Source organism: Thermoanaerobacterium calidifontis (assembly GCF_055381745.1).
Genome location: NZ_AP042436.1, coordinates 785294 through 807516, shown reverse-complemented (window position 1 = coordinate 807516; position 22223 = coordinate 785294). Strand labels below are relative to the sequence as shown.

General features: G+C 36.8%; 25 protein-coding genes. 2 read left to right on the top strand and 23 right to left on the bottom strand.

The genetic code is table 11. From position 1 onward, the window contains the following. Positions 1-71 precede the first annotated feature (71 nt). Positions 72-1709, top strand: a complete 1638-nt coding sequence (locus ACZ42G_RS04075) for an NAD+ synthase (protein ID WP_464851535.1) — start codon at positions 72-74, stop codon at positions 1707-1709. 19 nt (positions 1710-1728) lie between these two features. Beyond that, positions 1729-2595, top strand: a complete 867-nt coding sequence (locus tag ACZ42G_RS04070) for a DMT family transporter (protein ID WP_014758306.1) — start codon at positions 1729-1731, stop codon at positions 2593-2595. An 11-nt stretch (positions 2596-2606) separates the two neighbouring features. Here the strand turns inward: ACZ42G_RS04070 and ACZ42G_RS04065 are convergent, their stop codons facing one another. From ACZ42G_RS04065 to ACZ42G_RS03955, 23 genes are all read right to left on the bottom strand, one after another. Next, positions 2607-4064: a PepSY1/2 domain-containing protein gene (locus ACZ42G_RS04065; protein WP_464851533.1), complete on the bottom strand. Its 1458-nt coding sequence runs from the start codon at positions 4062-4064 to the stop codon at positions 2607-2609. Positions 4065-4145: 81 nt separating this feature from the next. Continuing rightward, positions 4146-4559 carry a F0F1 ATP synthase subunit epsilon gene (locus ACZ42G_RS04060; protein ID WP_464851532.1) on the bottom strand — a complete coding sequence of 138 codons (414 nt, stop codon included), beginning with the start codon at positions 4557-4559 and terminating at the stop codon, positions 4146-4148. A gap of 10 nt (positions 4560-4569) precedes the next feature. Next, positions 4570-5955, bottom strand: a complete 1386-nt coding sequence (gene atpD, locus ACZ42G_RS04055) for a F0F1 ATP synthase subunit beta (RefSeq protein WP_014758303.1) — start codon at positions 5953-5955, stop codon at positions 4570-4572. Positions 5956-5993: 38 nt separating this feature from the next. Further along, positions 5994-6851, bottom strand: a complete 858-nt coding sequence (gene atpG, locus ACZ42G_RS04050; protein ID WP_014758302.1) for an ATP synthase F1 subunit gamma — start codon at positions 6849-6851, stop codon at positions 5994-5996. Further along, positions 6851-8371, bottom strand: a complete 1521-nt coding sequence (atpA, locus tag ACZ42G_RS04045) for a F0F1 ATP synthase subunit alpha (RefSeq protein WP_014758301.1) — start codon at positions 8369-8371, stop codon at positions 6851-6853. The genes atpG and atpA overlap by 1 nt, the downstream gene beginning before the upstream one ends. Before the next feature lie 28 nt (positions 8372-8399). Further along, positions 8400-8933: an ATP synthase F1 subunit delta gene (atpH, locus tag ACZ42G_RS04040; RefSeq protein WP_464851530.1), complete on the bottom strand. Its 534-nt coding sequence runs from the start codon at positions 8931-8933 to the stop codon at positions 8400-8402. Then, entirely contained in the window at positions 8921-9409 is a 489-nt protein-coding gene (gene atpF, locus ACZ42G_RS04035) for a F0F1 ATP synthase subunit B (protein ID WP_013788579.1), read from the bottom strand. Before atpF ends, atpH begins: the two co-directional genes overlap by 13 nt. Before the next feature lie 22 nt (positions 9410-9431). Further along, on the bottom strand, positions 9432-9656 hold the full coding sequence (gene atpE / locus ACZ42G_RS04030; protein ID WP_013788580.1) for an ATP synthase F0 subunit C: 225 nt from the start codon (positions 9654-9656) through the stop codon (positions 9432-9434). An 82-nt stretch (positions 9657-9738) separates the two neighbouring features. Further along, positions 9739-10395, bottom strand: coding sequence for a F0F1 ATP synthase subunit A (locus ACZ42G_RS04025; RefSeq protein WP_464851528.1), 657 nt, complete (start codon positions 10393-10395; stop codon positions 9739-9741). A gap of 242 nt (positions 10396-10637) precedes the next feature. Then, positions 10638-11237 carry a ribosome biogenesis GTP-binding protein YihA/YsxC gene (yihA, locus tag ACZ42G_RS04020; protein WP_464851527.1) on the bottom strand — a complete coding sequence of 200 codons (600 nt, stop codon included), beginning with the start codon at positions 11235-11237 and terminating at the stop codon, positions 10638-10640. Continuing rightward, a complete protein-coding gene (lon, locus tag ACZ42G_RS04015; RefSeq protein WP_464851526.1) occupies positions 11234-13558 on the bottom strand; it encodes an endopeptidase La in 2325 nt (774 codons plus the stop codon). The genes yihA and lon overlap by 4 nt, the downstream gene beginning before the upstream one ends. 70 nt (positions 13559-13628) lie before the next feature. Next, a complete protein-coding gene (locus tag ACZ42G_RS04010) occupies positions 13629-14489 on the bottom strand; it encodes a sigma 54-interacting transcriptional regulator (RefSeq protein WP_464851525.1) in 861 nt (286 codons plus the stop codon). 61 nt (positions 14490-14550) lie between these two features. Next, the gene (gene clpX / locus ACZ42G_RS04005) at positions 14551-15825 is read right to left on the bottom strand and encodes an ATP-dependent Clp protease ATP-binding subunit ClpX (protein WP_013788585.1); all 1275 of its coding nucleotides are present in this window, start codon (positions 15823-15825) and stop codon (positions 14551-14553) included. 20 nt (positions 15826-15845) lie between these two features. Next, positions 15846-16430 (bottom strand): ATP-dependent Clp endopeptidase proteolytic subunit ClpP, encoded by a 585-nt coding sequence (clpP, locus tag ACZ42G_RS04000; protein WP_014758295.1) that lies wholly within the window; start codon positions 16428-16430, stop codon positions 15846-15848. A gap of 4 nt (positions 16431-16434) precedes the next feature. Further along, positions 16435-17733 (bottom strand): trigger factor, encoded by a 1299-nt coding sequence (gene tig, locus ACZ42G_RS03995; RefSeq protein ID WP_014758294.1) that lies wholly within the window; start codon positions 17731-17733, stop codon positions 16435-16437. Positions 17734-17854: 121 nt separating this feature from the next. Then, positions 17855-18730, bottom strand: a complete 876-nt coding sequence (locus ACZ42G_RS03990) for a ribonuclease Z (protein WP_464852109.1) — start codon at positions 18728-18730, stop codon at positions 17855-17857. A gap of 57 nt (positions 18731-18787) precedes the next feature. Further along, on the bottom strand, positions 18788-19621 hold the full coding sequence (locus ACZ42G_RS03985; RefSeq protein ID WP_464851523.1) for a deoxyribonuclease IV: 834 nt from the start codon (positions 19619-19621) through the stop codon (positions 18788-18790). A 121-nt stretch (positions 19622-19742) separates the two neighbouring features. Then, on the bottom strand, positions 19743-20126 hold the full coding sequence (locus ACZ42G_RS03980) for a MerR family transcriptional regulator (protein WP_464851521.1): 384 nt from the start codon (positions 20124-20126) through the stop codon (positions 19743-19745). 307 nt (positions 20127-20433) lie between these two features. Next, positions 20434-20808: a flavodoxin gene (locus tag ACZ42G_RS03975; protein ID WP_464851520.1), complete on the bottom strand. Its 375-nt coding sequence runs from the start codon at positions 20806-20808 to the stop codon at positions 20434-20436. Further along, positions 20789-20935: a hypothetical protein gene (locus ACZ42G_RS03970; RefSeq protein WP_464851519.1), complete on the bottom strand. Its 147-nt coding sequence runs from the start codon at positions 20933-20935 to the stop codon at positions 20789-20791. Before ACZ42G_RS03970 ends, ACZ42G_RS03975 begins: the two co-directional genes overlap by 20 nt. Next, entirely contained in the window at positions 20895-21047 is a 153-nt protein-coding gene (locus ACZ42G_RS03965; RefSeq protein ID WP_464852188.1) for a hypothetical protein, read from the bottom strand. The genes ACZ42G_RS03970 and ACZ42G_RS03965 overlap by 41 nt, the downstream gene beginning before the upstream one ends. 118 nt (positions 21048-21165) lie before the next feature. Then, complete coding sequence (locus ACZ42G_RS03960) at positions 21166-21450, bottom strand: hypothetical protein (protein ID WP_464852108.1); 285 nt, start codon at positions 21448-21450, stop codon at positions 21166-21168. A 254-nt stretch (positions 21451-21704) separates the two neighbouring features. Then, positions 21705-22184 (bottom strand): flavodoxin family protein, encoded by a 480-nt coding sequence (locus ACZ42G_RS03955; RefSeq protein ID WP_464851517.1) that lies wholly within the window; start codon positions 22182-22184, stop codon positions 21705-21707. Positions 22185-22223 lie beyond the last annotated feature (39 nt).

The following is a 22223-nucleotide window of genomic DNA, read 5'->3' as shown; positions in this document are numbered from 1 at the left end:
GTTTATGCTGGTGTATTTTTTTTTATTATGTGCTAAAATATCTTTATGAAAATAATTCGAGGTGATACTAAATGAAGATAGCATTAGCACAATTAAATCCGACTGTCGGCGATATAAAAAAAAATTGCGAAAAGATAATCATGAATATAAAAGAGGCTAAAAAAGCCAATATAGATCTCATCGTTTTCCCAGAATTGTCTATAATCGGCTATCCTCCAAAGGACTTATTATACAACCCTGATTTTTTAGAAACATCATATAGAGCCCTTAATGATATGCTTCTGCCTGAAACAGAAGGTATTGGCGTCATTGTAGGAACCGTTACAAGAGATGAAGAGAAAGACTATTTGCTTCACAATTCAGCGCTTCTCCTTTACAATGGCAAAATAGTGGGACAAGCAGATAAGACCCTTTTGCCAAATTACGATGTATTTGATGAGCAAAGGTATTTTGAACCAGCTAAAAAGCGTACTTGCATCGACTTTAAAGGAATGCGGCTTGCAATCAATATCTGTGAAGACATCTGGAACGACAAGGATTTCTGGGAAAGACCAAGGTACGATATAGATGTCTTGGAAGAGCAGTATAAGTTAAACCCAGACATTTTTATAAATATTTCTGCATCTCCATATAACCTTGGAAAACATGAATTAAAAGTACAAATGGTAAAACAAATATCAAAGAAATACAAACTGCCTCTTATATACGTAAATCAAGTAGGCGGCAATGACGAACTGATTTTTGATGGAAATAGTTTTGTGATAAATTCAAATGGTGATAGAGTAGCAAACCTTAAAGCTTTTTGCGAAGATCTCGTTTTTATCGATACTGATGAGCTTAAATATCTTGCGCCTCTAAAAGATGTAAAAGAAGACATATCATGGGTTCACGATGCCCTGATCTTGGGCCTTAAAGACTACTTCAGGAAAACTGGCTTTAAAAAGGCAGTTGTAGGCTTAAGTGGAGGAATTGACTCTGCTGTCACATGCGCACTTGCAGTAAAGGCTTTAGGGCATGAAAATGTGCTGGGTGTTTCTATGCCATCTCGGTATTCATCAGAAGGCAGCAAAGATGATGCAAGAGATCTTGCTCAAAACCTAAATATAGAATATCGGGTAATACCTATTGAAGATGTCTTTAAAAGCTACATATCAATTTTTAATAGAAATGGCGATACTGTAGGTGACCTTGCGGAAGAAAATCTCCAGGCCAGAATAAGAGGCAATTATCTAATGTTCATATCAAATAGAGAAGGTCATATGGTCTTGACAACAGGAAACAAATCAGAGATAGCCGTAGGATACTGCACACTGTATGGCGACATGAGTGGTGGACTTGCTGTAATATCTGATGTTCCAAAGACAATGGTGTATGAGCTTGCAAAGTATATAAATAAGGAAAAGACAATAATCCCTATATCCACTATAGAAAAAGCTCCATCGGCCGAACTTAGGCCAAATCAAAAAGATACAGATTCTCTGCCACCGTATGAGATACTCGACGATATATTGAAGCTGTACATAGAAGAAGATAAATCGGTAAGTGAGATCGTATCAAAAGGCTACGACGAAGCATTAGTAAAAGATGTCATAAGGAAGGTGAATAATGCTGAATACAAGAGAAAGCAGGCAGCGCCGGGTCTTAAAGTTACCACAAAAGCATTTGGCGTAGGAAGACGGATGCCAATTGCACAGCGTTTCAGACCATGATTTAAGGGAGGCTTAAATATTGTCTAAAAAATTAAAAAGCGATATAATGTTGGTCTTAGTGACTATCATTTGGGGTTCTACATTTGTCATAGTAAAAAAAGCTACAAGTATATTGCCGGTTTACAATTTTTTGTTTTTAAGATTTCTCATAGCGCTCATCGTGCTTGTCATAATGTTCGGCAAGAGACTGCTTCACATTGATAAAAATACATTTGCAGTCTCTATCATGGTAGGCATAATGCTTTTTTTAGGTTATGCTTTTCAGACATTAGGCTTAAAATACACGACTGCATCAAAATCTGGTTTTATTACTGGATTTAATGTAGTGCTTGTACCTATATTGGAATCATTTTTCTTAAAAACTAAACTGTCAAAGACATCATGGTTAAGCGTATTATTAGCACTTAGTGGATTATTTCTAATGACGGCCAATATTGACTTAAAAATTAACTTTGGAGACTTTCTCACTCTCCTTTGTGCTGTATCTTTTGCGTTTCAAGTAGTTTTGATAGCAAAATACGCACCATCTGTGGATACCGTATCATTTGCGATAATTCAGATATTTGTCGTAACAATATTAAGCGGAATTTTTTCATTTATTTATGAGAAACCTGCAATACCGACTGACAAAACCGTTTGGTTTGCACTTATATTGACAGGAATCTTTGCGACAGCATTTGCATTGGCAGTTCAAAACACTATGCAAGCTAATACATCAGCTACACATGCTGCCATCATATTCTCTTTAGAACCAGTTTTTTCAGCCATAACTGCTTATTTAGTATCTGGAGAAATCATGACATTGCGATCCATCATAGGAGGCTTTCTCATGCTTTTAAGCATGATTTTATCTGAAATGCCGTCTAAAGATAATTTAAGGGCTTAAAAAGCCCTTTTTTAATATGGTTTTATTATTTCACCTGACTTTGCATCTATTAAACTTGATTCAACAGGATCATCAACTGTATAAACCGGTATAATGCCTTTTTCCGTTTTGTAATATTTCAATGAAAAATTACATTTCTTCAGGTATTTAGCTGTAACGTCACCTTGATTCATAATGTCAACAGGCTTTGGATAAGGTATATCGTAGTTTTTGTAAGTATACGAAGATACATTTCCATCTCCATCAACATCTACAGTTATGCCATTGTTTATAAAAGGTATGTTGTAATGTTTTAGTGGGAAGACAAAGTGGTATCCATAGATATTGCTATTCATATTATCAACATCATTAAATCCAAAATCAATATACGGCAATGCTTCTTTGAAATTTTCTCTTACAAATGATTCTGCTTTATTAAGGGCTGTTTCCCGGGAAATTGATGAATCAAAACTACTTTTACTGCTTTTTAAAATATCCACCACATTTCCCGTATCCGCATTTACCGCTACATACAAATAGCCTATTCCATTTAATTTGTTCCATGAAAACGTCCATACTTTCAAATTAAGCCCACCATATTTTTCAATGTAGGCTGTATCCTTCAATTCATAATCGCTTCCTGCATATTTTGCTGCTATCTTAAATGCTTCATCTTTGCTTACAGGTGTTTTGTTTAATACAGGCTCCATATCCATTTTAATATCCACATTGCTTGGAGCACTTAACTTTACCGCGTTTCCATTTATGTCTATTATGTCGCCTGTATACGCATTTATCATGTACTGAGGCGATGGTGAAACATACACAAGTTTTACATCGCCTTTATTCCTATTGTAAATTACCGTATAAACCAATCTGGGTTTTAGGTATTCTTTAAAAAGTTTTGTAGCTTCATTTATATCGATCACGTTTTTCAGTGTAGGCAAGTCCCCATCTGTCCAATCGTATGTGTAATGAGTGACTAAACCTGTTCTTTTATCTACAGAAACATTTATTGTGTCGTACAGAAACACAATGCCATTTTCTTCTCTTTTCCATTTAAAACTATATTCATTGTAACTGTCGTTTTTGTAATTTGCATCATACTTGTACTTGCCTAAGTTCTTAGGATTTACTCTGTCCAAAAATTCCTCTGCTATCTTTTTCGCATCGTTTCGCTTTATATTCTTATTGCCTTTAAAATCAGTGATAAAATTGTACCTTATTATTTCACCTGTCTTAGCGTCTACAGTGACAGTTGTATTCTCAAAAACATCGTTCTTTGTATAGCTTAAAATCCATACAGAGTCTTTGTTTGTAAATTCTCTGTATTGAATATTCTCACTGTCGTATTTTATGTCTCCCAATTTTTCTTTTACTATAGATATGGCTTCTTCTTTTGAAATAACAGGTGAAGTTTCCGCTGCATAAACATTAAATATTCCTGTCAAAATTATAAATGCAAATACAGAAGCTATTAATTTTTTCATATAAAAACACCTCCACTATTTTCTCCTATTTAGATTTTGGTCTAAATAGGATGTTTTTATACACAATGGTGGAGGTAATTCTTATATATTTTTGTATTTTTTTGCAATTGTCATTCTCACTAAAGCACGCCTCAATGCTGCTTTAGCGAGAAGATACTCTTTCTGACTTTTCTTTTGCCTTAGCCTTTCTTCTGCTCTCTCTTTAGCTGCTTCAGCCCTTTTTATGTCTATCTCTTCAGGCCATTCTGCAGCATTAGTAAGTATTACGACATTGTCCTGCTTCACTTCCATAAAGCCATTTGAAATGCTGGCTTCTTTCCATTCATTGTCGTTTTTTATTTTAAGCGTGCCAATTCCTAATGCGACAGTCATCGGAATGTGCCCCTTTTGGACTCCTACTTCACCAGCACTTGTAGTAACAATGATCTCCTCCACATCGCCATCGTAAAATTTGCGATATGGAGTCAATACTTCGAGGTGATACTTATTGTCCATGTTATGCACCTCACTTCATTTCTTCAGCCTTTTTGTACACTTCGTCAATGTTTCCTACCATGAAAAATGCTGCTTCAGGTATGTCATCCATTTCACCGTTGACGATCTTCTTAAATCCTTCTATTGTTTCCTTAAGTGGCACATATTTTCCTGGTATGCCTGTAAATGTCTCGGCAACGAAGAAAGGCTGTGATAAAAACCTCTGTATCTTCCTTGCTCTATACACTGTAAGCTTGTCTTCATCTGACAATTCATCCATGCCAAGTATTGCTATTATATCTTGAAGCTCTTTGTACTTCTGGAGTATTTCCTGAACACGCCTTGCAACAGTGTAATGTTCTTCACCGACTATATTTGGCTCCAATATTCTTGACGTAGAATCTAATGGATCCACTGCTGGATATATGCCCATCTCAACGATGCTTCTCGACAAAACCGTAGTCGCATCAAGATGAGTAAATGTGGTCGCAGGTGCAGGGTCTGTCAAATCGTCTGCAGGCACATAGACAGCCTGTACAGATGTTATTGATCCACTTCTTGTAGAAGTTATCCTCTCTTGAAGTGCCCCCAACTCTGTTGCAAGTGTTGGCTGATAACCAACCGCAGACGGCATTCTGCCAAGAAGTGCAGATACTTCTGAACCTGCCTGGACAAACCTGAAAATATTGTCGATGAACAAAAGCACATCCTGATGCTTTTCATCCCTAAAGTACTCAGCCATTGTAAGACCTGTAAGAGCAACTCTCATTCTGGCTCCTGGCGGCTCATTCATCTGTCCAAAGACAAATGCAGTCTTGTCAATGACGCCAGATTCCTTCATTTCATGCCACAAGTCATTACCTTCACGCGTTCTTTCACCGACACCTGTAAAAATGGAATATCCGCCATGCTCTGTCGCTATATTCCTTATAAGCTCTTCAATCAAAACCGTCTTGCCAACGCCAGCTCCACCAAACAAACCTATCTTACCGCCTTTTGCATAAGGTGTAAGAAGATCTATGACTTTTATGCCGGTCTCCAAGATTTCTGTTACTGGACTTTGTTCTTCAAAGCTGGGGGCATCTCTGTGTATAGGCATGTACTTGTCTGCTTTTACTTCGCCAAGTTCGTCCATCGTCTTGCCCAACACATTAAACATCCTGCCAAGCGTTCCTTCGCCTACCGGTACAGAAATTGGCCCGCCTGTATCAAAACATTCCATCCCTCTCTTTAGTCCATCTGTAGACGACATTGCAACGCACCTTACGGTGTTGTCGCCTGTATGCTGAGATACTTCTACGATTATCTCATCACCTTTAAATGGGATTCTTATGGCATTGTTGATTGGCGGCAAATCTTCGTCAAAACGTATATCAACAACCGGTCCTATTACCTGTGTTATATAACCCTTATTCATATTAGCCTCCATTCAATCTAAAAAATTTTTCAAAGCCTTTAAACGGATGAACCTCCGATTATCTCCGAAAGCTCCTGCGTTATAGAAGCCTGTCTTAATCTATTGTACTCTAATGTGTACTTCGCAATCATCTTGTCAGCATTTGATGTAGCACCATCCATCGCAACCATCCGCGAAAAGTGCTCTGATGCAAAAGCATTTACCAAAAAGCTGTACACCAAACCTTTGATGTACTCAGGAACTAAAAGGTTAAAAACTTTTGTCGGCGATGGGTCGTATATCATATCGCTTAAAATTTTGACATCTTTATCGCTGTTGAAATTCTTTATGTCTAAAGGCAAGATTTTTACCGTTTTTACAATCTGCCTTAATCCAGCCATCTCAGTGTAAACAGCGTAAATATCGTCTATTATCCCTCTATCGTAAATATCCACAAGTAAATCAGATATTTCACCTGCTGCTGATGTGGTAGGATTTTGGGCTGTGTATAAAAATTCCACATCCACATTGTAACCCTTGTTTAGAAAATAGCTGCGTCCTACTTCGCCAATAACCATCAAATTCTGCGTATCACCATCTATGACTTCCTCCGCTTTTTTGATGACATTGTGATTGTATCCGCCGCACAATCCTTTGTCACCAGTTATGACGATGACTGCCTTTTTCCTTTTTCCTTTTGCTTCATGCTGTCTTTCAAAATAATGTGAAGTCGCTTCACCGCTATGAATAAGTATATCTTCCATAGTTGATTGTATCTTTTCATAGTACGGCCTTACATTGTCCAGCATCGTTTTTGCTTTTCTAAACTTCGCGGCTGAAATGAGATTCATGGCTCTTGTTATTTTGCGAGTCTCTTTTACGCTTTTTATTCTGAGTTGAATGTCTCTCTTTCCCATTATGCATCACCTTTCGATGCGTATTTGCTCCTGTACTCCTCAATAGCCGCCTTCAACTTTTCGATCGTATCATCTTCCAACTTTCCTGTTTCTCTGATAGTTTTCTTTATATCAGGATGATTTATGTCAATAAACTCCAGCAAATCTTTTATAAATTTCTTAACGTCTTGAAGCTCAACATCCATGAGGTACTTATTCATTACCGTGTATATCATTATAACCTGATCTTCCATTGAAATAGGCTGATACCTTGGCTGCTTAGTTATCTCAACAATTCTCTCGCCTTGCCTTAGCAAATCAAGTGTAGATTTATCAAGATCAGATCCAAACTGTGCAAAAACCTCTAACTCCCTGTACTGTGACAGCTCCAATCTCATTCTTCCAGATACTTTTTTCATAGCCTTTTTCTGAGCTGCACCGCCGACACGTGACACTGAAAGGCCGACATTTATAGCAGGTCTTATACCTGAATAGAAAAGCTCTGACTCCAGATAAATCTGACCATCTGTTATTGATATGACATTTGTAGGAATATATGCTGAAATATCGCCTGCAAGTGTTTCTATTATCGGCAACGCCGTAATCGATCCGCCACCCATGTCGTCAGATAGCTTAGCTGAACGCTCCAAAAGCCTTGAATGCAGATAGAATACATCTCCAGGATATGCCTCTCTTCCTGGCGGCCTTCTCAAAAGAAGCGAAATCGTCCTGTACGCCACAGCATGTTTTGAAAGGTCATCGTACACTATGAGGACATCTTTTTTGTCATACATAAAATGCTCTGCCATCGCACAACCTGCATAAGGTGCCAAATACTGAAGTGCCGCTGAATCACTGGCAGTTGACGCAACTACTGTTGTATATGACATTGCACCAAATTTTTCTAATGTGTTTACGAGTCCAGCAATAGTAGAAGCTTTTTGACCAATTGCCACATATATACAGTAGACATCTTTATCCTTTTGATTGATTATCGTATCTACAGCTATGGCAGTTTTACCTGTCTGCCTATCTCCTATTATAAGTTCTCTCTGTCCTCTGCCTATTGGAATCATGGCATCAATTGCTAAGATTCCTGTCTGCAACGGAGTATCCACAGACTTCCTCTTTATTATAGGTGGTGCTGGATACTCTACAGGCCTTGTGCCATCACTTTTTACAGGTCCTTTTCCATCTAAAGGCTGTCCTAATGGATTTACGACTCTACCTAAAAGGCCGTATCCAACAGGTACTTCCACAACTTTACCTGTTCTTTTTACAACTGTGCCTTCCTTTATGGACTCAGGCTCTCCTAAGACAATTACGCCTACGCTGTCTTCTTCTAAGTTCATCACCATGCCGTATACGCCATTTTCAAACTCTACCATCTCACCGTATATGGCTTCGTCAAGCCCGTATATCTTTGCTATTCCATCACCGGCTGTTATAACACGGCCTACATCTTCTGTTTTAATCGAGAAATCAAAATTTTTTATCTTGTCTTCCAGAATTGATGTGATTTCTTCAGGTTTTATATCCATATATTCACCTTCTATTTTTAAAGTCTTTTCAACTTGCACTTACTAAATTTTTAAGCATTGTTTCAAGTTTTCCTTTTATAGAACCATCAATGACTTTGTTTCCTATCATAATCTTCAATCCACCCAGTATAGACTCATCAACTGTAGGATTCAAATTGACTGTTTTCTTGAAATTAGACTCCAATCTGCTTTTTATATCTTCAAGTGTTTTTGAGTCAAGCGGGTGTGCAGAAACTACTGTGGCATTTACGATACCTTTGTAATCTAAGTACAGTTTCTCATATTCATTAAATATCTCTTGAAAGATGTGTTCTCTGTGTTTTGATATGATGAGCTTTATAAAATTTATGACTTCTTTATCATAACCATTTAAGATGTCATCTATCAAGCGCATCTTTTGTTTGATGTAGATGCCCCTTGTTGTAATAATTTTGTATATTTGTCTATTTTTTAACATTTCAGATATGCTTTTAAGCTCACTGTAGTATTTTTCGATGCTGTCATTTCCTCTGGCGGCGTTAAAAAGAGCACGTGCATATTTTTTTGCTATTACTTGTTCCAAGATGCACCTGCCTCCTTAACCACCTCATTTATTATTTTGTCGTCATCGATGTTGATATTGCCAATAGCCTTTGAGGCTGCTTCTATTATAAGGTGTGACAAACTAACCCTAAGATCGTGCATCGCCTTTATCTTTTCAGTCTCGGCTTCTTCTTTTGCCCTTTCTATTATGGCTTTTGCCTCTATGTTTGCCTCTTCTATGATCTTTTCTGCCTTTTCTTTTGCATACTTTTCTGCTCTGTCGATGATGGCTTTTCCTTCATCATCTGCTTTTTTCAATATTTCTTCATATTGCGCTTTTAATTCGTTAGCTTCATGAACCTTTCTATCTGCTTCGTCCAGAGAATTTTTTATCCGCTGGGACCTTTCCTCCATGAATTGCGTGACTGGTTTAAACAAAAATTTTCTCAATATCAAGTATAAGACGACAAGATTTATTATGGTGAAAATGAAAGTATACGGATTTATAAGGCTCAATTTATTACCTTCTTTCGTATCATTATGGTTTCATGAAGAATATAATCAAAAAGGCAACTAAAAGACCATAAATAGCTGTTGCTTCAGACAAAGCACCTCCAAGGAGTAAAAACTGCATTACACTGCCTCTTGATTCTGGCTGTCTTGATACAGCTTCAACCGCCTTTCCTGTAGCAATACCTATACCTATTCCTGCACCAATACCTGAAATTGCAGCTATTCCTGCTCCTATAGCCAATAAATTCATTTTCATCTCTCCTTTTAATTAATTTTAATTATATTTTTTGCTAAAACATTTCAATTATCAACAAATCATCTAAATTATATTACTATTCAACTGCTTCTTCAATATAAAGCATGGTCAAAAATACAAACACCACCATCTGCAGTGCACCATCGAATAAGTCAAAGTATATGCTGAATATGGCCGGTACGACTATTGGTACTACTTTGCTTATTAAGCCCATGATTATAAAAGCTGCTATGATGTTGCCAAACAACCTGGCTGCAAGTGATAGTGGTCTTGTAAACATATCAAGAATCTTCATAGGGAAAAAGAATGGCATTGGTTCGAAAAATGATTTTGCATAGCCTTTCAAGCCCTTGGCTTTAATCGACGCAATTATGACTACTATGATAGACATGATTGCCAAAGCTGAAGTTGCGCTTAAGTCTTTTGTAGGAGGTGTCAAACCAAATAAATCGATAGTGTTTGCAAGTATCAGATACAAGGCAACAGTCCCTAAGTACGGTGCAAATGATGACCAGTACTCTCCTAATGCATCTTTTGTAAAAGAATTTAAGCCATCTATGATGGTCTCAACAAAATTCTGTACACCTGTAGGAACTTGATTCCAACCTCTAGTGACGATAAGGGAAGCTATCGTCAATATAGCCATTATTATCCACGTAACTACGACTGTGGTGGTAACTGGAATTCCTCCAAATATGGGGATCGTAAACACTACCGATTGTCCTATTTCCACTTATATCACCCCTTTCGCTCATTGATAAATACAATTATAATACTTCATGATGTAAATTTCAAATCCTATTTTCATGCAATAATTTAACATGAATTTTTTCTCTTTATCATTATTCGCCTATTTACTTATATATGCTTAATTAAAACAAAAATTCTGGCTTTTTCGCCTCAACCATTATATCGTCAATCATTTTATATACTTTAATATTATTGTTGTTAGAATCAATAATTTTATTAAAAATTTTACTGAATTGACTCATTGGCTTCAATAATTGAATCTAAGTAGGTGTAGACATCATCTACACCTGTCTTTTTTAGTGAAGAAAATGGTATGACCTTATCCTTATCAACCGAAAGCGTCTCAGATATAACTTTCAAAGACATCTGTATCTCATATCTTTTTAGCTTATCGGACTTTGTAGCAACTACTTGAAAATCTATATTTCTGTTTTTTAGGTAGTTAACCATTAAGACATCGTCATCGGTAGGTTTATGCCTTATATCAACTAACATTATAGCACCTACTAAGTATGCTGATGTATTTAAGTACATTTCAATGTTTATGGACCACTGTTTCTTAAGCTCTTTCGATACTTCTGCGTAACCATAACCCGGAAGATCAACTAAGTAGAAAGAATTGTTCACAATGTAGAAATTAATACCTTGTGTCTTCCCAGGTTTTTGGCTTACCCTTGCAAAATTATTCCTGTTTACTATTGCATTTATGAAAGACGACTTCCCCACGTTGGACCTGCCTATTACTGCAATTTGTTTAAGTCCATCATTCGGGTACTGTGTCTTGTTGTATGCTGAAACCTTAAGTTCGATAGACTTTACCTTCATATTTGTTCATCACCTACTAATGACAGTTTTAAAACTTCGTCTATATTCGAGACAAACTTAAATTCCATCTTTTTCTTGACGCTTTGTGGTATCTCGTCTAAATCTCTTTTGTTGTCTTCTGGTGCAATTACTTTAAAAATGCCTGCTCTGTGGGCAGCCAATACTTTTTCCTTTAAGCCACCTATCGGCAAAACTTTACCAGTAAGAGTTATTTCACCTGTCATGGCAATATCGCCTTTTACAGGAACTTTCTTTATTGCAGATACCATAGCTGTCACCATTGTTATGCCTGCTGATGGGCCATCTTTCGGTATTGCACCTTCAGGTACATGTATGTGAATGTCTAAATTTTTGTAAAAATCGCTGTCTATACCTAATGCATCTGCATTTGACCTTATGTAGCTGAAACCTGCTTGTGCCGATTCTTTCATGACATCTCCCAACTGACCTGTCAATGTAAGTTTTCCACTTCCAGGCATCGTAGTTGCTTCAACAGTAAGTGTATCACCACCTACCCTTGTCCACGCCAGTCCTGTCACCATGCCTACTTTATCTTTCAGATTAGCCTTGTCTATCCTGTATATTGGTTTTCCAAGATACTTTTGTAAGTTTTTCTTGCCTACCTTTATAGACTTTTCTTTATCTTCTACTATAGCCTTTATGGATTTTCGCACTACTTTTGCAATGTTTTGCTCAAGTGACCTTACACCAGCTTCTCTGGTGTACTCAGAGATTATGCCTACGATTGCTGAATCTTGTATCTTTATGATGTCTTCCGTAGCACCGTGCTCTTTTAGAATTTTTGGAATCAAATACTCTTTAGCTATGTTCAGCTTTTCTTCTTCTGTATATCCAGAAATGTATATGACTTCCATTCTGTCTAAAAGTGGAGCCGGTATCGTATCAAGCGTATTTGCTGTAGTCACAAATAGCACTTTTGACAGATCAAATGGCAAATCTATGTAGTGATCTCTATACGTAGAATTCTGCTCCGGATCCAAGACTTCCAGCATGGCCGATGCTGGATCACCTCTAAAATCAGAGCTCATTTTATCGATCTCATCAAGAAGGAATACTGGATTCTTTGAACCTGCTATCTTCAAAGAATTTATTATGCCACCTGGTATGGCTCCGACGTATGTCCTTCTGTGACCTCTTATCTCAGCCTCATCTCTTACACCACCTAATGATAGCCGCACAAATTTTCTGTTCATGGCTCTTGCGATTGACTTTCCTAAAGAAGTCTTGCCTACACCTGGAGGTCCTACAAGGCACAAAATCGGGCTTTTCATTTTCTCATGGAAACTTCTCACAGCCAAAAACTCTAAAATCCTCTCTTTTACTTTCTTCAATCCATAGTGATCTTCATTTAATATTTTCTCAGCTCTTTTTATATCAAGCACATCTTTCGTTTCTTCATTCCACGGGAGATCCAAAAGCCAATCGATGTACGTCCTTATGACAGAACCCTCTTGATAACCTGGTCCCATCCTGCTTAACCTTCTTAGCTCTTCTCTTACTTTCTCTTTTACATAATCAGGCAAATCCTTTGATTCGATTTTTTCTTCATACTCGTCTATTTCTTGATCAATCTCGTCAGCTTCGCCGAGTTCTGCTCTTATTGCCTTTAATTGCTCTCTTAAATAGTACTCTCTTTGGCTTTTGTCTATCTGCTTGTGAACCATCATGTTGATCTTTTTCTCAATTTCCAGTATATCAAGCTCTTTTAAGATAAATCCTAATAATTTTTCCAATCTTTCTCTTGGATCAAAGCACTCCAAAAGCTCTTGATTCTTGTCTTGACTTAAGCTTAAATGTTCTGCTATTACATCAGCTAACCGCCCAGGTTCTTCAATCGTTACAACATTGTAGATACTATCTAACGGTATTTTTGAAGAAATGCTTATATATTCTTCAAAAGCTGATGTTACACTTCTCATCAATGCTTCTAACTCACTGTCTTTTTCTACCTTTGAATCTATTTTTTCTAAAACTTCTACCTCAAAAAAGCTTTCATCGCTAATCAAATTTTTCAATTCTGCTCTGGATATACCCTCCACCAGAACTCTTACAACTTCCCCTGGAAGTCTCAGCATCTGTTTTACTTTTGATATCGTACCAACATTATATATATCATCTATTGAAGGTTCATCTATATCGGCTTGTTTTTGCGTAACCAAAAAAACAAGCTGATTTCGTAGCATAGCTTCTTCAATAGCTTTAACCGATTTTCCTCTACCTACATCAAAGTGCATGACCATGTACGGAAACACTGTTATACCTCTTAATGGAACCATCGGTAGTATGTACTTTTTGTCCATAAAGTCACCTCTTTTGTCTATTTGCCTTATGATAAATATATTATACATTAAAATATTCTAATCTCAAAAGTTATAAAATCACACTTTTTAAATCATCTGCAATTATTTCATCTCTACCATGCTTTAACGCATTAATAGCCAAATGCTGAAGCATACCTACAGCATCTTCTCCATTTTTTGCAACATCAGCAATTTTTATGCATACTTCATCATCTACATGAAACATTCCTTTATACGCAGCATTTTTGATTATCTCTATCAATACTCTTTTATCGTATTCCTTAAATTGAACAATTTCGCATAAATCTATCAATTCATCTGGTACAAATTTAGCATCATCTACATTAGTAGCAAGGCAAAAATCTGCTGGAAGTCCTTCTCTTAAAAAGCGCTTCACATGTTCCGGAGCATCTAAAACCATCTTATCTTCATAGTACATTTTTTTTAATTTCAATACATCCAAAAGCTTTAAAATAGTGGCTGGCGTCAACTTTTCTAAATTATTAATGTAAAGAATTCCCTTATTCGCCCTTGTGACAAGGCCCATCTTTATCTTTTTTATCTTACAGGAGCCAAAATCTATTTCAAATACATATCCAAACAATGAATCGCGAATAAAATCATCATTGTACTTTTTATCAGGGTAGTATTCAACGAACTCTCCGCTTTTAAAGAAGTTTTCTTCATCACTTTTAACCTCTTTAAAGCACGCTCTTAAAATATCTCTTTTCCATGAACCTCCCGGACCAGTTAGCACCATGCTTTTAGGATTTTTGCATCGCAAATTATTTAATATCTTTGACACAGCATCATCTTGTCCTAAAATATCATCAACTTTTTGTACTCGACACTTTTCTTTAAGAGGTTCATCAAGATGCATTTGAATGAATTTTTGTCTTGCTTCGTACGACATCACAGTATTTTGCGTCATAAAAAACCTCCTTCTACATCTGATATTATGTGATAGAAGGAGGTTTTTATATACTTACTAACTATGATACAGACTCAGATTTCTTGACTCTCTTTTTTGTCTTTTGCGACTCTGAGTAAACAATCGTAGGTGGAGCATTATTCAAGACTGTTTCTTCTGTTATAATGCACTTCTCAATATTATCGCTGGATGGTATCTCATACATTACGTCAAGCATAAGCTCTTCAAGTATGGACCTCAGTCCTCTCGCACCGGTCTTCCTGTCTATTGCCTTTTGAGCAATAACGCTTAAGGCTTTTTTGTCAAATTCAAGTTTCACACCATCTAGCTCAAACAGCTTTTCATACTGCTTCGTTAATGCATTTTTAGGCTCTGTCAGTATGCGTATCAAAGCATCTTTATCAAGTGAATCAAGTGTCACAACAATTGGAAGCCTTCCGATAAACTCTGGAATAAGACCAAATTTTAAGAGATCTTCAGGCATGATATTTTTTAAAATTTCGCCTATCTTCTTTTCCTGTTTGCTTTGAATCTCTGATCCAAAGCCTAATGACTTTTTACCTATCCTCGATTCTATTATCTTTTCAATGCCGTCAAACGCACCGCCGACAATGAACAAAATATTCGTGGTATCGATCTGTATGAATTCTTGATGAGGGTGTTTACGCCCACCTTGAGGCGGAACATTTGCCACAGTCCCTTCCAAAATTTTTAGCAATGCTTGCTGTACGCCTTCACCAGAAACATCTCTTGTAATTGACGGATTCTCTGATTTTCTGGCTATCTTATCCACCTCATCAATGTAGACAATGCCTTTTTCTGCTTTCTCTATGTCATAATCTGCCGCCTGTATAAGCTTAAGAAGGATGTTCTCCACATCTTCACCTACATAACCTGCTTCTGTAAGTGACGTGGCATCTGCTATTGCAAATGGCACATTAAGCATCCTTGCTAATGTCTGTGCAAGAAGCGTCTTACCAGAACCAGTAGGACCTAACATGAGAATATTGCTTTTCTGCAGCTCTACATCGTCAGATTTTACTCTGCTGTTGATCCTCTTATAATGGTTGTAAACCGCTACTGCTAACGCCTTTTTTGCCTTGTCTTGGCCAATTACATATTGATCAAGAAACTCTTTTATCTCCTTTGGCTTCGGAAGTTCACCTATTTCTACATCGATGTTTTCTTCAAATTCTTCATCGATGATTTCTTGGCAAAGCTCTATACATTCGTCACAGATATATACGCCTGGACCGGCAACTAATCTTTTTACCTGATCCTGTGACTTCCCGCAAAAAGAGCACTTTAACTGTTTTTGATTATCATATTTAGCCATTTTTTCACCTCTTCCGGGGCCTATTTTCTCTTAACTAATATATCATCAATGAGCCCATAAGCTTTTGCTTCTTCTGGGTCCATGAAAAAGTCCCTTTCTGTATCTCTTTCAATTTTTTCTAGTGGTTGTCCAGTCCTCTCAGACAATATCTTGTTCAGTTTTTGCTTCATTTTTATGATTCTCTCAGCGTGAATCTTTATGTCTGTAGCTTGACCTTGTGTGCCGCCTAATGGCTGGTGTATCATTATCTCACTGTTTGGAAGCGAAAATCTCTTGCCTTTTGCACCTGCAGCAAGCAAGAATGCACCTGCAGATGCTGCCATGCCGACGCACATCGTGACAACATCAGGTTTTATATACTGCATCGTATCGTATATTGCGAATGCAGATGTTATAGAACCACCAGGGCTATTTATATAAAGCCAAATATCCTTATCAGGATCTTCTCCCTCTAGAAATAAAAGCTGAGCAACGACGAGGCTTGCAGATACGTCGTTTATCTCTTCACCCAAGAAGACTATCCTATCTTTTAAAAGCCTCGAATATATGTCGTAAGAGCGCTCTCCTCTATTTGTTTGCTCTACAACAATAGGTACTAAGCTCATAATATCACTCCTCTTTATCTATAATTTTACTATTCTCAAAAATAAAGTCAATCGTCTTAAAGTAGACTATATCGTCTTTTATATTGTTTATCTGAGACTCAGTCAGCTCTTTCTTCAAATCTTCCACTTTTACATTGTAATTTGTTGCCATTTCATTAAGTCTCTTATCTACTTCTTCATCTGTAGCTGTTATATTCTCTATTTTCCCTATCTTATCAACTACCAATTGTGTCTTAACTCTTAAAGCTGCATCATCGTGCATTTCTTTCCTTAAATCTTCTTTGCTCTTGCCTGTTATCTCTAAGTATTTGTCGAGATCCAATCCTTGATATCTCAAATTGTAATCGAGATCTCTTAAAGATATGTCAATTTGTCTATCTATCATTATTTCTGGTATATCAACCTTAGAATTTTCAACAACTGCCTTTACAGCATTTTCTTTCATTTCTTCTTTAGCGCTAAAATCATACTGTTCTTGTAATTCTCTCTTTATGTCCTCTTTCAATTCATCTAATGTATCAAACTCGCTTACGTCTTTTGCAAAATCATCATTTAGCTCCGGCAATTCTTTGTGCTTTATTGAAAGCAATTTTACTTTAAATACTACATCTTTTCCTTTTAACTCTTCAGCTCTGTAATCCTCAGGGAATTTTACATTTACGTCAAACTCCTCATTAACATTGTGTCCAACTATTTGCTCCTCAAACCCTGGAATAAATGTCTTAGAGCCTAACTCTAATGAGTAATTATCACTTTTGCCTCCTTCAAATGGAACGCCGTCCAAGAAGCCTTCAAAGCTTATGTCAACTATATCGCCCATCTGAGCTGCTCTGTCTTCTACTGGTACTACTCTCGCATTCCTCTGTCTCATCTGTTCAAGTCTATTATTAATGTCTTCGTCTTTAACATTATACTCTACTTTTTTGACTTCTATACCCTTGTACTGTCCAAGCTCTACATCGGGCAATACTGGCACTACTGCCTCTATGATAAGATCTTGACCCTTCCCAATCTGCAAAATGTCAATTGTTGGGTTGTCTATCGGTTCCAATTTAAAAGAGTCAATAGCTTCTTGATATGCATCTGGAAATACGTGCTCTATAGCGTCTTCATAAAGCACACCCTCGCCGTAATACTTCTCTACGATAATCCTCGGAGCCTTTCCACGCCTAAAGCCTGGTATATTAAATCTACCTACATTTTTTTTGTATGAAAAGTTTAATCCTTCTTCAAATTTTTCCTTTGGAATATTTAACTCGATTGTTGCAACACTGTTCTCTATTTTTTTAAGATTACTGCTCATTAAGTAAATCCTCCTATTCATTTGTTTGCGTTAATAACTTCTATTTATTATATCATAAAAATTATTTTAAGCAAATGTCTATACTTTATTTTATCATTTTCCAACATAAATGAAACTATTTTTATGAGTTTTTAAAGCGCAGTTCTTTTGTCATCATATCAAATCCGACAACGCTATTTTCAAATACATCCTTAGCGTACTTTAGATATTTGTCTGGATTTTTCAATGAAGGACTAAAATGCGTCAGCCAAAGCTCTTTCACATTGGCTTCTTTCGCCACCAAAGCCGTCTCTAAAAACGTGGAATGGTATTTTTTTACTGCTTTTTCTGCATCTGACGGATCGCCGTACATTCCTTCCCCAATGAAAAGATCGCTATTCTCAGCAAGTTTTATGAGGTCTTTTGTAGGGCGAGTGTCGGTAGAGTAACTTACCTTTAATCCCTTTCTATCGGAACCTAACACCATTTCAGGTGTATACATGATGTTGCCATCTTTTGCAATACTTTCACCGTGCTGAAGTCTGTGCCAGTATTCAACGGGTATGTTTAATTCCTTCGCTTTTTTTGCATCAAATTTCGGAAGTCTTTTGACTTCAAAGCTGTAAGCGAAGCACAATGATGTATGTTGCATTACAGCATTTTTTACTGCTATTCCACCCACATTTAATGAATCTTCATCTTTTAATTCAGTATATTCAACTTCAAACGGCATCTCCACAAAAAGAACATTTAAAAGATTTTTCAATACATCTATCCCTTCAGGCCCTATTAAATTAAGCTTCTTTTTCCGCTCTTGGTTTATCATCTGATATATTATGCCAGGAAGCCCCATAATGTGGTCTGCATGATAATGAGTGAAAAATATCGTATCTATATTCAAAAAACCCCATCCTAATTTTTGAAGTGGAACTTGTGTGCCTTCACCACAGTCCACCAATATAGAAACACCACCATACCTCAATATTAAAGAGGATAGGTTTCTTCCTGGCACAGGCATCATACCTCCTGTACCCAATAAACATACGTCAAACATACAAATCCCTCAAATCAAAAATCAATCATTATAAAGGCTTCTCAAGAGCTTTATTTCCTCTCCGTAACCTTCAAGATCATTGGGCGTCTCCAATATAAATGGCAGGTGTTTTAAACTTGGGTGATTTATGACTTTTGCTATAGCATCTATACCTATATATCCTTTGCCGATCTTCTCATGCCTGTCTTTATGGCTGCCTATAGGATTTTTGCTATCATTTAAGTGTATAGCAAAAAGTTTATCTAACCCTATGATTTTGTCAAACTCCTCTAACACTCCATCGAGATTATTTACTATGTCATAACCTGCATCATAAACATGGCATGTGTCAAAGCACACACCTATTTTTTCTTGAAGCTCTACTCTATCTAAAATCTGCTTCAGTTCGTCAAAAGACCGGCCTATTTCGGTCCCTTTTCCTGCCATCGTCTCTAAAAGTACAATCGTAGACTGATTTGGCTTTAATATTTGATTTAACGTTTCAACAGTATAGTCTATGCCCTTTTGAGCACCTTGCTTCACATGGCTTCCCGGGTGAAAATCATAAAGATTGCCTGAAAGATACTCTAACCGCATAAGATCGTCCGCCATTACTTCTTTGGCAAACTCCCTCGTCCTATCATCTGGTGAAGACGGATTCAGAGTATATGGTGCATGTGCGACAACCTTAGAAAAATTATTTTTGTCCGCAATTTCTAAAAACGAATTGCAGTCATTCTCATCAATATCCTTCGCCTTGCTACCCCTTGGATTTCTCGTGAAAAATTGCAGTGTATTGGCATCAAGCTTTAACGCTTCCTCCGCCATTGCTTTATATCCATTTGAAACTGATAAGTGACATCCTATATATAACATAAATTTCCTCCTAAAGTGCATTTAGACAGATGCCTTTTTCTTCATTATAATATATGACTGCAATTTCTCCAAATAAAACAACATTAAAAGATCCCCATTTACAATAAATCTCAATTTATTTCTATTTCGCATTTTTTAGCTCTTTCTCTTTCTCAACCAATAATCTCTCATACACTTCAATTTTATAGTTTAATCGCTCTAATGTTTTATTCATGTCTTCTATTTTTTTTATTAGATGATTGCGCTGCTCAATTAGAAGTTCTTTCCTTGCCTCAATAGTTTCGTCACCTTTTTCCACCAGCGAAACATATTCAATTAATACTTCAATTGAAAGACCTGCATTCCTCATACATTTGATAAATTCAACCCACTTACAGTCTTCCTCTGTATAATCCCTGTTTCCGCTTTTATTGCGGTTCACAGGAGGAATCAATCCAATCCGTTCATAATAGCGAAGTGTATCTTGTGATATATCGTATTTTTCACTTACTTCTGCAATCGTCATAAATTATTACCTCCTAATAACAAATATTATATCATAATTACAGTGTTTAAAGTCAGCCGTGAGAATGTAAAATTCTTTAACCCCCTTCATGTTTTTATTTGTCAATATATAAAAAACAGGGTTATTCTTTATACCAACAAAAATTGTGCATCAAGAAAAACCCTGCATACAGAAGGTTTTTAATAACAATCTAACTGTTTGTGAATAAAAACTAATTGTTATCAAGTAGCAAAATCATCTTTTTATTTTATTTACAAACCAAGATGTTTTACCCATGAAGCAAGCTCTCCTCTGGATGGCTTGCCATTTAAAATCCTACCTTCCTTAATTTTTGCCTCTGCGAAACACTATTTTTAAGTTTTTCCACCGTTTTCCCAAAACCGCTTCCTCCAGAAGTGGCAAATGGTATGATAGTTTTCCCTGAAAAATCATAGCTTTCCAAAAATGTATTTATAATGTTTGGTGCCGTATACCACCATATGGGAAATCCAACAAAGACAACTTCATACTCCATCATGTTGGAAACTTTGCCTGCAATAGCAGGCCGTGAGGACGGATCTTTCATTTCCACCGAACTACGGCTTTTCTTGTCCATCCAATTAAGGTCTGCATTGGTATAAGGTACCTCAGGCTTGATTTCATAAAGGTCAGCTCCAGCTACATCAGCAAGAATTTCCGCCACACTTTTTGTTGTACCAGTACATGAAAAATAAGCTACTAAGCAGATAATAATCAAAATACTCAACGCCGCATTTTTCAAGCTGTTCATTAAAAATACGCTCCATATCTTGTTTTGTTTTCAGAAACATTGTGGGCATTTTTGTTGTCAAAGTAAAACTGTCGCGAGAGTGCCTTTTTACTTGACTGATCGTTATTGTCTAATAATGGCAGGCGCATCAATCCAAAGCCTAATTTCTTCATAATGTTTTATTCTCTCCTTTTTTAAAGCTTCAAATATATTTTCAAGTATTTTTAGGTTTTAAAAAAACATTATCATACTAAAGATAAGCATTTGCTCTGTTGACACAATACTCCTTCATCACAAGCATTCCATCAGGATTTCATAAATTTCATCCCTGCTCAGTTCACGCAGATTATATTTTATGATATTGCAGGTATCGGCTACTTTACGCAGCACCTCTGGTGTAATCTCCACTTTAGATTTCAGATGCCCCATTTTTGTTGGCAATCCGCACTCCTTGATAAAGTCGGTCAGAGCGTCAATACCTGCTTTAGCATTATCAACATTAAACACGATCTTTGCAAACCGAGTAAATTTTTCCTCCGCATCTTTCACGATATGGCGATAGTAGGCAGGGTGGATAACAGCCAGCCCTTGACCATGGTTACAATCGGTAAAAGCTCCAAAAAGCTAAACTCACTTTTGTCCATTTATATATTCTTACATCGCGATCACATTCATTTCTCTTTTAAATTTTTTCATCGAATAAAATTGGTAGCAATCCGCTGCTCTTTTTCTGGCAATCCAAACTTTTCTTTGCCTAATGCAATACTCTTGATTAAAAATGCCATATTTTTGCCTAGTGTGCGCATTGTTTGCAGTCCTTCTTCGTCTTTTCAGACATCATCTGGCGTATATCCATGAACACTGTTCCAATATTGACTTGAAGCAATTGGCATACCTGAAATTGTAAAATATTTATTGATTTCATCAAAGGTTGCTGAACATCCGCCTCTCCTTGCCGAAACAACTGCGGCTCCTACCTTCATGGTTTTATCAAATGGCACACTATAAAAAAGACGGTCTAAAAAAGATATAAGCGTTCCATTCGCCGATGCGTAATATACAGGTGATCCAATTATAACGCCATCGGCTTCCTCAAATTTAGGTGCTATTTCATTTACAACATCATTAAACACGCATTTGCCCGTGGTTTTGCATCTGCGGCATCCGATACATCCTCTGATATCCTTATTCCCCACATGGACAATTTCTGTTTCAATTCCTTGTTCTGTCAAAGTTTTCACTACTTCGCTCAAAGCTGTATATGTGCATCCTTTCTCATTAGGGCTTCCGTTAATAAGTAATACCTTCACACTATTTCCTCCTAATCTCAACTAATCTTTTTTGCTATA